The organism is Bacterioplanoides sp. SCSIO 12839 (assembly GCF_024397975.1).
GTDB lineage: Bacteria > Pseudomonadota > Gammaproteobacteria > Pseudomonadales > Oceanobacteraceae > Bacterioplanoides.
The window spans coordinates 3,612,220-3,624,668 of sequence record NZ_CP073745.1 but is presented as its reverse complement, the minus strand read 5'-3'; the positions used below and the strand labels follow the sequence as shown (position 1 = coordinate 3,624,668).

At 50.6% G+C, this 12,449-nt stretch carries 10 protein-coding genes; 3 read left to right on the top strand and 7 right to left on the bottom strand.

The features are described 5' to 3' along the window. Positions 1-37 precede the first annotated feature (37 nt). The 3 genes from rpoZ to smrA all read right to left on the bottom strand — a co-directional run bounded on the left by rpoZ (position 38) and on the right by smrA (position 1,775). Positions 38-271: a DNA-directed RNA polymerase subunit omega gene (gene rpoZ / locus KFF03_RS16460; protein WP_255858013.1), complete on the bottom strand. Its 234-nt coding sequence runs from the start codon at positions 269-271 to the stop codon at positions 38-40. 170 nt (positions 272-441) lie between these two features. Further along, entirely contained in the window at positions 442-1,086 is a 645-nt protein-coding gene (gene gmk / locus KFF03_RS16455) for a guanylate kinase (RefSeq protein ID WP_255858012.1), read from the bottom strand. 44 nt (positions 1,087-1,130) lie between these two features. Further along, the gene (gene smrA / locus KFF03_RS16450; protein WP_255858011.1) at positions 1,131-1,775 is read right to left on the bottom strand and encodes a DNA endonuclease SmrA; all 645 of its coding nucleotides are present in this window, start codon (positions 1,773-1,775) and stop codon (positions 1,131-1,133) included. Positions 1,776-1,966: 191 nt separating this feature from the next. On the opposite strand from smrA, the gene KFF03_RS16445 reads away from it, so the two are divergent. Then, positions 1,967-2,686 carry a Spy/CpxP family protein refolding chaperone gene (locus KFF03_RS16445; RefSeq protein ID WP_255858010.1) on the top strand — a complete coding sequence of 240 codons (720 nt, stop codon included), beginning with the start codon at positions 1,967-1,969 and terminating at the stop codon, positions 2,684-2,686. Between the two features lie 88 nt (positions 2,687-2,774). On the opposite strand, the gene KFF03_RS16440 is transcribed toward KFF03_RS16445, so the two are convergent. Further along, positions 2,775-4,004: a polyhydroxyalkanoate depolymerase gene (locus KFF03_RS16440; protein ID WP_255858009.1), complete on the bottom strand. Its 1,230-nt coding sequence runs from the start codon at positions 4,002-4,004 to the stop codon at positions 2,775-2,777. 275 nt (positions 4,005-4,279) lie between these two features. Between KFF03_RS16440 and KFF03_RS16435 the strand changes: the two genes are divergently transcribed. Next, positions 4,280-4,639, top strand: a complete 360-nt coding sequence (locus KFF03_RS16435; RefSeq protein ID WP_255858008.1) for a DUF962 domain-containing protein — start codon at positions 4,280-4,282, stop codon at positions 4,637-4,639. A gap of 126 nt (positions 4,640-4,765) precedes the next feature. Then, the gene (locus KFF03_RS16430; protein WP_255858007.1) at positions 4,766-6,394 is read left to right on the top strand and encodes an acyl-CoA synthetase; all 1,629 of its coding nucleotides are present in this window, start codon (positions 4,766-4,768) and stop codon (positions 6,392-6,394) included. A 95-nt stretch (positions 6,395-6,489) separates the two neighbouring features. Here KFF03_RS16430 and KFF03_RS16425 read toward each other — a convergent pair whose 3' ends face one another. From KFF03_RS16425 to KFF03_RS16415, 3 genes are all read right to left on the bottom strand, one after another. Further along, entirely contained in the window at positions 6,490-7,275 is a 786-nt protein-coding gene (locus KFF03_RS16425; protein ID WP_255860950.1) for a mechanosensitive ion channel family protein, read from the bottom strand. A gap of 208 nt (positions 7,276-7,483) precedes the next feature. Then, a complete protein-coding gene (locus KFF03_RS16420; protein WP_255858006.1) occupies positions 7,484-8,320 on the bottom strand; it encodes a carbon-nitrogen hydrolase family protein in 837 nt (278 codons plus the stop codon). Continuing rightward, entirely contained in the window at positions 8,313-12,446 is a 4,134-nt protein-coding gene (locus KFF03_RS16415; protein ID WP_255858005.1) for a YhdP family protein, read from the bottom strand. The genes KFF03_RS16420 and KFF03_RS16415 overlap by 8 nt, the downstream gene beginning before the upstream one ends. Positions 12,447-12,449: the final 3 nt, after the last annotated feature.

Here is a 12,449-nt window from a genome sequence, read left to right as displayed (position 1 = left end):
TACCTCTTGTGAATGGCGTTAACAGCGGGTGCTGTTATCAGTATTCTTCAGCGCGAGCAGCAGCCGCTTCCTGAGCCGCCATGCTTTCTGGAGTAACCAGATCTTCAGCAATTTCACGCAGAGCCAGTACCGTTGGCTTGTCGTTTTCTTCAGCCACCAGTGGCTCAGCACCCTGTACGGCGATCTGACGAGCGCGTTTGGTTGCCAGCATTACCAGCTCAAAACGGTTATCAACGTTGTTTAAGCAATCTTCTACGGTTACGCGTGCCATGGTATTTCCTGCAAATTAGGTGAATGACGATCAAATTTGATAGAACCGAGTATTGTAGTTAAATAGCGCCGTAAGGGAAGCCTCGCGGCGCGATATCAATGAACTTTTTCCGGTTTTAGCGTTTCTTTAATGTAATGCCGCTGACTGAGCGCCACTGAATCCGTGCCGTGTTAACTGCGTTCGGCCAACAGAGCCTTTAGTGTGTCCTGATGACGTATCTGTTGCGCTTCCAGACGGTGGCGACGGGCGACCACAACCGCGCGCAGTTCCTGCAGAGCGTTATCAAAATCATTGTTCACGATCAGGTAATCAAATTCACCGTAGTGGCTCATCTCACTTTGTGCATCACGCATACGGCGGTCGATGATTTCCTGGCTGTCCTGGCCGCGACCACTGAGGCGGTTAGCCAGCTCTTCGATAGAAGGCGGCAGGATGAAAACGCTGACAGCATCCGGCATCAGGCGACGTACCTGTTCGGCACCTTGCCAGTCAATTTCCAGAATCACATCTCGGCCAGCGGCCAGTTCACTCTCAACCCACTGTTGCGAGGTGCCGTAGAAGTTATCGAATACCTGAGCGTGTTCCAGAAAAGCATTGTCGGTGATCAGTTGCTGAAAGGTGTCAACACTGACGAAGTTATAGTCTTTGCCATTCTCTTCACCCGGACGTGGCGCGCGGGTGGTATGAGACACAGAAACACCGATATGAGAGGTGCACTCCAGCAGGGCTTTGACCAGGCTGGTTTTACCGGCACCGGAAGGCGCTGAAAAAATAAATAAGGTACCGGTGAAAGGTGTTTTGTTGGTATCTGACATGAGATGGCCGTCGTTATTCAGTTTCAAAGACTCAGTATAACCGATCATAACCGGCCTTTGCTGTAACGCTCCCGTGCTTCCTGCTTTTTGCGTTCACTTTTGCGTAACAGCACATAAAACGCACCGGAGCCGCCGTGATGTTTCTGCGCGGTATGAAACGCCTGAACATCGTCCAGATCTTCCAGCCAGTGCACCAGGTAACTTTTCAGAATACCGGGGTCTTCGATATTGCGATCACCTTTGCCGGGAAGAATCAGAATGCAGCGAATATCGTGATCCATACAATCGTGAATAAAACGAAACAGTTCAGAGCGAGCCTGTTCGACGGTGCGCCGGTGTAAATCCAGTCGCGCTTCAATCTCGTATTTGCCCAGTCGCAGCTTGCGGAACACGCCATCCTGAATACCGGGGCGCTTATAACCAAGAATATCGTGTGGCCCTATGCGTTTGACTTCGCTGGTTTGCAGGTGATTTTTATCCGCCACTTCGACCTGTTTCTCGGCTGCAAGCTTGCGTGCCGCGGCATTGGCTTTGCTCAGATCTGCTTTAGCCAGCTGTACCCTGGCTTTGGTCTGGATGGGTTTGACGCCCTGCATTTCCTGAAAAAACAGATCATCATCGCTGTTATCCGGGCTGTCATTCAGATCGCCCTGGTACGGATCATCGTTGTTCAGATCACGATTGGACATGGCTGGTATTACTCGCATTGGGTGGAACTGCCGCCATTATACCGTTGCCGACGATCAGGGTGACAAATCTTTGCGAAGGAAAACACAACTATGTAGCGATATCCGTACTATAGGTCTTGTCTTCATGCAGACATTGATGAATGTCGCCGCAACAAAACTTTGTGTGTTCTGACGAACGAGGTAACACAACGATGAAACGATTTTTCTTGCAGCCTTTAGCTAGCCTCGCGGCCGGTACTTTGTTAAGCGCTCAGGCACTGGCGTTTGATGGCTCCCAGCGTGCGATCGACTGGGAAGATGAGCTGGATCTGACTGAACAACAGGAAGATCAGATTGATGCCATCGAAGACAAATATCACAAGCAATTTCGTGAATTACGTAAAAGTCACAAGACGGATACGATTAACTCCCGCAATCATGGTAAGCCACAGCAAGCCCAGCATTTGATGAAACAAATGCGCGAAGAAATTCAGCAGGTGTTGACTAAAGAACAACGTGCCGAAGCCCGCAAGCTGGTATCCGAACGCCGTCGTGAAGCGATGGAAAAACGCTTACGTAAGATGGCGAAGAAGCTGGATATGACGGATGAGCAAAAGTCGCAGCTGAAGCAAACGCTTAATGAGCAAAGCCAGCAATATCACTGGCCAATGGATCATGCTCAGCGTCAGCAGGCTCGTGCCCATTTTGATGAGGCCATGCAGGATATCCTGACCGGAGAGCAGCAGCAGGAGTGGCAGGCGATGAAGTCTGGCTTTAAAAAGCGCTGGCACCATGAAGGTGATTTAAAACGAAATTTTAATAGTGATGACCACAACGATGATGGCTACCGAACTCAGAAAGGCCACCAAAAGAACAATCATTACAACAATGATTCACAAGGTGGCTTTCGTAAGGGCTACCAGGACTGGTAAGTTCTGATTACGTATTTCAGCACCCTGAAATGAAAAAACGCCATACCGGATGTATGGCGTTTTTTCGTTTTGCGAGTCACAGGTTGGTTTATGACTGAGCGTGTTTTGCCATAAAAGCTTTGACTTTCGGGGCAATGGTTTCGCGGAATTTGCGGCCATTAAAAATACCGTAATGACCGACCCCTTTCGCCTCATAATGTTGCTTCCGGCTTTTGGCGATGCCGCTGCAGAGATCCAATGCCGTACTGGTTTGACCGCGACCGGTAATATCATCCAGTTCACCTTCAATGGTCAGCAGCGCCATCTTTTTAATCGCTGTCAGATCCACCGGGTTACCGTCGTGTGTGATTTCACCTTTGGGTAACTGATGTTCTAAAAACACCTTACGAATCGTATCCAGATAATAATGCGCTGGCATATCCATCACGGCCAGATACTCGTTATAGAACTTACGGTGTGCTTCGGCACTGTCACCGTCACCCTTAATCAGGTCGGTGAAAAACTTAAAGTGTTTGGAAATATGGTTGTCCATGTTCATCGACATAAAGCCGGATAACTGGATAAAGCCCGGATACACCAGCTGGTCTTTGCCTTTAAAGCCAGGTGGTACTTTGCAGATCACATTGTTTTCAAACCACTCCAGATCTTTACCTGAGGCATAATCATTAACCTCGGTCGGGCTGATGCGGGTATCCACCGGGCCACCCATCAGGGTCATGCTGGAAGGCAGGTTCGGGTTATTATCGGCAGCCATTACCCCAGCGGCGACCAGTGCCGGTACACAAGGCTGGCAGACCGCCAGAACGTGTGTGTCTGGGCCGAGGTGATTGAGAAAATCGATCAGGTAGTCGACGTAGTCATCAAAGTGGAACTCGCCTTCGCTAACCGGCACATCCCGGGCATTACGCCAATCGGTGATATAAACCTCGTGGTCAGGAAGAAACTCGCGCACGGTGCCGCGCAATAAGGTGGCAAAGTGGCCGGACAAGGGGGCAACGATGAGCACCTTGGGTTGAGGCCCAAGCTTGCGGGTACGGCGGCGAAAATGCAGCAGATTACAGTAGGGCTTTTCCAGCGCGACCTTATATTCGATGCCTACTTCGCGGCCATCAATCCGGGTGGTATCCAGCTCCCATTCCGGCTCTTCGTAATAATCGGTTAAACGTTCGATCAGCTCCAGTGAAGCGCGAATGGTGCGGTAATACCAGGAATAGCTGAGCGGGTTCCAGGGTTGGTAAAAATACTGACGCGCCTGACGTGCCATCACATGAACTGGCTGCATCGCATGCATGATTTGAGCGTTGATATTATAAAGCATGGCTAATCTCCCGGTGTGCGGGCTGATGTTGTTGTTATTGAGCTTAGCGCAGTGTCAGATGCTTGCTGGCGGTTGACGCCAAATTACGACAAATGCCGCAATTGGCCCCGGTCCGTGGGAAATGCTTGTTGATGATTTAACCAACAGGCAAGACCTTAGCATGAGTCTCTTAGGGACACGAGGGCGTTAACGTCAAACAGACTGTAAATCAGACGAATTTCTGGAAAGATTGCGATATGCTAAACCCACAATAACAACAAAAATTCAGGTGCCTCATGTCACAAAGCCCGGAACCACATAGCCCGGAACAACAAAGCCTCGAGCAACCTTTTCGCAGTTTTGCTGAGTTTTATCCTTATTATCTGTCAGAGCACTCCGACCGGGTGTGCCGAAGCCTGCACTATATTGGCTCTTCGGCCGTTTTATTTTGTCTGGCCTATAGCCTGCTAAGCGGTCAATACGTGTGGTTATGGGCTTTACCTGTGTTGGGATATGGCATGGCCTGGATCGGACATTTTTTCTTCGAGCACAATAAGCCCGCTACCTTCAAATACCCTCTTTGGAGCTTTATGGGAGACTGGGTAATGCTGAAGGACTTTCTGACGGGCCAGATTGGTCATAAACTACCGAAATAATGACTATCACAATCTATTGGTAGTTTTACCTAGGTATTTCGACCTAGGTCTGATTTCCCCAAGCGCTTCCGATCTTTTTAATACGCTACTCATTACTGAATAGTTATAAAAAGCTTCGGAGCTCATATGCAACACTACAATATTTTCGAGCTGGGTCTGGAATCCAACCCGGCTAACTATACCTCTCTGAGTCCGATCAGTTATTTACAGCGCGCTGCCTTTGTCCACCCGCATCGTGTTGCTCAGATTCATCAGGACACCCGATATACCTGGGCACAAACCTATGAGCGTTGTGTACGTCTGGCGTCTGGCCTGAACACAATGGGCATTCGCCAGGGCGATACGGTTTCCTTTTTGTGTGCCAATGTTCCTGCGCTGTTTGAAGCGCATTTTGGTGTGCCGATGTGTGGTGCGGTATTAAATGCAATCAATACTCGTCTGGATGCAGAAGCCGTCGCCTTTATCCTGCAACATGCCGAAACCAAAGTGTTGTTTGTTGATAAAGAATTCTCAGATGTTGCCAGCAAAGCATTAAAAATGCTGGCCGTGAAGCCAACGGTGATTGCTGTTGATGACCCTTATTTCGATCAGGGTGAATTGTTAGGCGATTCAACCTATGAGCAGTTGCTGCAAAGCGCAGATGCGGATTATGCCTGGCAAATGCCGGCGGATGAGTGGCAGGCCATTACGCTTAACTACACATCGGGCACCACGGGTAATCCTAAGGGTGTGGTTTATCACCATCGCGGTGCTTACCTGAATGCGGCGAATAATATTGTTTCCTGGGACATGGGACAGCATCCGGTGTATCTGTGGATTTTGCCGTTATTCCACTGCAATGGCTGGTGTTTCCCATGGTCTATCGCCGCCGCCGCAGGCGTCAGTGTGTCGTTGCGTCATGTGCGTGCGGATGCCATCTATCACGAGATCAAAGAAAACAAGGTGACGCATTTCTGTGGTGCCCCGATTGTTCTGAACATGCTGAATAATGCCCCGGAAGAAATGAAGGGCGGCATTGAGCATCAGGTGAACGCCATGGTTGCCGGTGCTGCGCCGCCAGCGGCGGTGATTGAGGGCATGGAAAGCATGGGCATTAACGTGACCCACGTGTATGGCCTGACGGAAACTTATGGTCCTTGTGTGGTTTGTGCCTGGAAAGACGAATGGAATGATAAAGATCTGGCAGCCAAGGCGGCGTTGAAAGCGCGTCAGGGCGTTAAGAGCCCAATGCAGGAAGACCTGATGATTGCCGATCCGGATACGTTGGAACCTGTGGCGAAAGATGGTGAAACCATTGGTGAGATCTTTATCCGCGGTAATATCGTGATGAAAGGTTACCTGAAAAACCCATCGGCCACGGAAGAAGCATTCAGCGGTGACTGGTTCCACACCGGTGACCTGGCTGTATGGCACGAAGATGGGTACGTTGAAATTAAAGACCGCTCGAAAGATATTATTATCTCCGGTGGCGAAAATATTTCTTCGATTGAAGTTGAAGATGTACTGTACCGCCATCCGGATGTTGAAGAAGCCGCCGTGGTGGCTAAGCCGGATGATAAATGGGGTGAAACACCATGTGCCTTTATCAAACTGAAGGAAGGCTCTAAAGCAACGCCGGAAGACGTCATTGCCTTCTGTCGCGATAATATGGCGCACTTTAAAGCACCGCGTTATGTTGAGTTTGGTGATTTACCAAAGACTTCCACCGGTAAAATTCAGAAATTTATCCTGCGGGAAAAATCGAAAGAACTGTGAGTCGGTATTCACTCAGAGTCATTGAACTCTTTGAACTGAAGCATAAAAAAGCCCCGATCTGATCGGGGCTTTTTTATGGCATTAGCATGAGAGCCTCAGTCGGCTTTATGTAAATGCACATCCTGTTGAGGGTAAGGAATGCTGATGCCTTGCTGATCAAACGTCAGCTTGATGGTTTCTAGCAGATCCCAATGCACCGCCCAGTAGTCTTCACTTTTCACCCAGGGTCTGACAACAAAATTAACGCTGCTGTCGCCCAGCTCACTCACGGCAATAACTGTTTCCGGGTCTTTAAGAATGCGTTCGTCGTTGTTGACGATATCACGTAAAACATCACGTGCTTGTTTAATGTCGTCGTCATAACCGATGCCAATAACCAGATCGATGCGTCGGGTTGGCTTAGCAGAAAAATTGGTGATGACACCACCATAAATACCGGAGTTTGGCACAATGATTTCGCGGTTATCACCAGTACGGAACTGGGTGCTGAACACACTGATTTTTTCAACCACACCCGCGATACCGCCCGCTTCTACAAAGTCACCAATTTTGAACGGCTTGAATAAAATCAACATCACACCCGCAGCAAAGTTAGACAAGGAATCTTTCAGTGCCAGGCCAACGGCCAGGCCTGCAGCACCTAATAATGCCAATAACGAGGTGGTATCAATACCGAGCTGTTCTAATGAGATTAAGGCAACCACAAAAGTCAGCAGTACTGATGAGATGCTGGCAATAAATTCAATTAAAGCCTCATCCAGTTTCTGTTTGTGCATCACACTTGAGATTAATGACACCAGGCGTTTGGCTAACCAGCGCCCGGCAATATAGATTACGATCGCCAGCAATAGGTTCGTGGCAAACGGCAGCGTCATTTCCATCAGGGAATCTGGGTTCAGGTTTTGAATATAGTCTTGCACGGCTATCCTCCGGAAAAGTCAGTCCATTTGTGGTGTTACATAAACTCTGCCTGGCAAAGCTCAGGGTTTAATAAAGCAAAGTTAGTAGAAGAGTGTCGCTGAACATCCTAACCGGGGATAGAAGGGCCGTCTGGAAAATCTTGTAAAACAGCCCACCAGGATGATGTGATCATAGGCGTTGATGCTGAAACACCGGCATATTTTTACGAACCGATTGTTGTTGCTCAACATCCCGCTCCGCAATGGCTAACCCAGGTTGTTCATCGAGTTCCGTCAGAACCGTGCCCCAGGGGTCAATGATTTGTGAATGACCCCAGGTCTGACGCAGTTGTGGTTCACCGGGGGCGTCGTGCCAGCCACACTGATTGGCGGCAATCACATAACATTGTTGTTCAATTGCGCGGGCCCGTAACAGGCTTTGCCAATGAGCTTGTCCGGTTTTGTGGGTAAAAGCGGCTGGCAGGGTAAAAATGTCTGCGCCGAGTTCACGCATTTTCATAAACAGTTGTGGGAAGCGCAGGTCATAACAAATGGCTAAGCCCACTTTGCCAACCGGTGTATCAATCACCACCACCTCATCGCCCGGAGCAAAGTGATCCGATTCGCGATAGCTACCCTGTGCATCGCCCACGTCGACATCAAACAAATGAATTTTGTCATAGCGGGCCTGCAATTCCCCCTGATTATCAAACACCAGGCAAGCTGAACGCACCCGGTTATCCGGAGTTTGTCCGGGCTCAACCGGGCAAGGCATTGGAAATGCACCGGCAATCAGCCACAGGTTGAACTGTTTGCCCCAGTTGGCGATGCGCTGATACACACCCGCATTGTGCGACAGTGCCGGGTATTGCTTGCCATCAAGAGTGGCAAACATCTCAGGAATTAACACCAGATCAACCTGTTGTTGCTGGGCATCCGCCAGCAGGGTTTCAATGGCGGCGAGATTCTGTTCAACGTCATGGCTGCTGTTGATCTGCAGAGCAGCGATTTTTTTGCGGTTATTCATCGTCATCATCCAGACCAAAAATACTCAGGAAGCGTTGTTTAAAGCTGCGACTTTCTTTGCCTTCCACGTCGTTGTTAAAGCGTTGGTTAATCTGCAAGTCGGGTTCTTCCCAGGTGCCTTTTACCGTATAGCTGGCGCTGGTGAATTGCTCGAGCTCATCCCCCACCAGTTTCTCAGAAACATAAATGGCAGCGGCCACTGGTGGCGCAAAACCCGCTAATACCGCAACCACGGGTAAGGTGCCGGTAATCGGAAACGTCACCGCCAGTTGCATATCCATATCACGATCAATCAGGCTGGTGGTGCCGGACATACGGAATTTCCCACCCGGGCCATCCACCAGTAACGGCTCAGTGAGGGTGAGTTGGCCATTCACAATTTCGCCCTTGCCTTTATACACATCAAAGGCGATGCCCGATTGATAAAGGTCTGAAAAGTCCAGGCGTAAACGGCGACTGATGGAATTAAAATTTAATATCCCAAATGCTTTTAACGCACCGGCACCATCGGCAGCCAGCTGACCATCGCGTAAACGCATACTGGCAAGACCATTCAGCGTTGCCACATTAAAGTTCATCGGAGAGCCCTGCCACGACAGTTTGGCGGAAGCTTTCATATCGTTGGAGGTGACAAATGGCTCGACACGGAACTCCTGCAGGATTTTACCGGCGTCTTCACCGCGCATTTGCAGCGTATCCAGCAACGTCAGATGATGGCCATCCTGTTTCAGCCAGGCAATATCACCGGTGACGGCCATGCCTTTCATATTGCTGTCGTGCAGCTGAATGTTCATGCCATCCGCCTGAGGTTGGCTGCTGACATGCCAATACCCAAAGTTACGGCTGCCCAGATATAACTCATTTACTTTTAATGTCATGGCCGGGAAGTCAGCCGGGTTTACATCCTGGAGTGGGTCCGGGTCAATTGGCGGTTGCGGGTGATCGGATGCCTGAGCCGTATCACCAATCACCGTTTCCTCAATCGCCGCCGGATCACTCTCCTGATAGGGCAGACGAATATACTCAAGCTGCATATCAATCGGCTGGTTATCGGGTTTCATCACCACCAGGCCTTTGACCAGATCGCTGTCGAGATTAATGTCCCATTCGTTCCACTCATGGGAAGCCTGAATGTGCATCGGCCCGGTTGTCACCCCCCAGGCATCAACACCACCTAATTGAAGATCAATATGGGTGAGAGGGTTCTCAGTGTCTTTGGTTTTCCCAGATGTGCTACCAGGCTTGTTGGTAGCATGTTGCGCTGCAACCTCTTGCTCGTGTTGCTCCAGCAATTGATTCAGTTGCTGCCAGATGCCCCACCATTTTTCAGCGTTCACCTGTTGAGGAATATGACCACGCAGGCTGACACCTTTATCGCTGGGTAAAAACGGATCGCCACCGCCAATATAAACCTGGCCGCGCTCAAGTTCGCCATCGTGCAAGGCTAAGGCAGACTTCAATAAGCCGTCATAATTCAGGTTGATCCGTAAATCACTGCCGGGTTTGACTGACAATGCCAGCGAACGTTTTTGCTCGGCGGTTTTCCCCAGTGGGGTGGGTAGCTGAATTTCAGTGCCGGCTAAGTCGGTATTCAGCTTAAAGGTGGTGCCGCCGCGGGGCTTGGGCAGAATATCCAGCGATGCTTTGTAGCGCATGTCGCCATCAATCGGATCCAGCAGAAACAACGGCATCCATTGTTTGAAGGCTGCCCACTGTGCGTCACCTTTCGCGTTCAGGTGAATATCAAAGCCATTACCATTTTGCACTGACTGTATGTTGCCGGCGAATGAGCCGCCCATCACAGAGCCGCTGATGCTGTCGGATAAAATACCGATATCACTATCAAAACGCAGTGCGCCATTCAGCTGTTTCAGGTCGAGATTCACTTCGCCGATGCGCAGCGTGTTATCACGCAGAGCAACATCGAGCTTGATATCCGGCGCTGCGCCTTCCTCACTTTCTTTTTGACCTTTTTCTTGGCCTAAGGGAATTTGCATCAGCATACTGGCGGTGATGGGGCCGGTGGCCTGCCATTGATCGAAGCCGTTTTGTACCAGTTGTTGCAGCGGGGTTTCGGTGAAATAGCGTAACGCCTGATCGCTGCTGCCTGCCAGTTTGCCCGACACCTGTAAAACAGTGTTGGTTGTACCGTCTTTGGCGCTGTTCGAACGTAATTTTACCCGGGCACTGTGATCAACAAAGCTTCCGCCCAACGTTTTACCGCTGTCGACCCAGACGTCCATCGATGGTGAATCCAGTAACATACGGCCATTCAGGTCTGTGACTTCTGGCCAGTCCTGTAAATAGCGCAGCCGGGCATCAGCAACATCCATGTACAGTTGAATACTGTTGCTGTTGGACGGTGGCTGTTTTCCCAGGCGGCCATTCAGTGCAAACACGCCGTTACGGAAGTCGCCGTCGAGGATGCTGTTATCAATCCAGCTGGTAATGGATTCATCCAGTAAATCCGGCACCAACATCTGGGTCATGGCGGCAGGGGCCCGCTCAAAGGCCATTAATACCGAGGTGTTCGGCTCTACATCACTATCCGTCCGCGGCAGGCGTAAACCAACATCAATGGTCAGCCCAACATCGTTTAACCGCGCCTGCATATCTTTCAGCTGCAGACGGAAATGCTCAGGAGCAATCTGCCAGTAAAACGCCCCCTTTGAGTCCGTCAGGCGCCATGGCTCTGCGTAAATACCTTCGAGAAACAGGCCGTGTTCACCGTCGTTGATGCTGACTTTACCGGCACTGGGGGTCATCAACAGGCTGGCAGTAATATCGGACATGGCCGGAATGCCTTTGTAAGCAAGGCTACTGACCTCATCCAGGTCGGTTGCCAGTGCGAACCTCCAATCGGCTTGTGGGTTGAGTTTTTTGCCGTGCTGATCCAGCTCAGGCGCAATCAAAGACAGACGGGTATGGCGAGCGATACCGCTGGGCTCAAGATTGCGCACGTACTTCATATGACGCTCAGCCAGCAGGCCGTAATCCTGAATAAAGCCGGATAAAGCCGCCACATTTAATTCAGGAATACCCAGTTGCCAGGCGTGTTGTTGGGCTTTCCCCGTCCCCAGTGGAATACCGCTGAGGCTGAATTCTGTCAGGGGCAATGCTTGTTCAAACTGAGGTGAAACACGCATATGCCAGTCGTCGCGCTGGCGCTCCGCCCGCATCGTGATTTGGCCATTGGTAAGAGTCATTGGCTTGTTGGGCGTTGCCAGATCCAATGACATGACATCAAGGTTGCCATACAGGCTGTTGAGGCGGCCGGCACCAATGGTTCCCCAACCTTTAAAGCCAGCAATCAGCTGATTGATGTGGAAGGAATCCTCCGGGTTACCCGGAATCCAGCGACTCCAGCTTTGTGGGTCAACCGCCAGATAAAACTCGCCCTGTTGTTGGCGGATGGGCCAGATCTGGCCTTGTAAGGTGGCGCGCACGGAAATGTTCGCCATTTCTTCCAGGCCCCAGGCAACCTGACCTTCCAGAGCCCGGCTGTTGGCGCGGTTACGCCAGACCAGCTCACGAATTTCCAGTTGGTCATCAAACTCCAGACCATCATGGGTGAGTCGCCAATCCTGCAGAACAATGGCTTGCTGCAGTTCGAGAAAGGCCAGCCAGGCCGGGCGTTGAGACGTGTTATCCGCTTCAGGCTGACCGGCCGAATCAGGAGATGCGGCCGTGTCATTGGTGCTCGCTTTGTCAGGCAGTTCAATTTGCCAGCCCTCGGCAATTTGCCACTGACGTTTCTGTTGCTGGGTGATATGGCCGCTGACATCGGCAATCAGAATGCGTTTAAACACTGGTTGCTGGTGGAATAAGCTTGCACTGATATCCAGCTCGGCTTCGACTTTACCAATCTTCAGGCCGGTATCGGGGTCTCCCAGGGTGACATCGTGAATCAATACAATGGGCGACAGAATTCGCCAGTCACCTTTGAAGCGACCAATCGACACTGGCTGCTGTAACGCCTGACTGATTTGTTGCTCGATATCCGGCTGCAGACTTTCAATCAGCGGAATCAGCTGGCGCCCGAGACTGGTGTACAGCGCCAGGCTGACAACCGCGACCACTAATGTAATCCACAGCTGCGTCCAGATTTGAGAAAACCAGCGCATCATAAA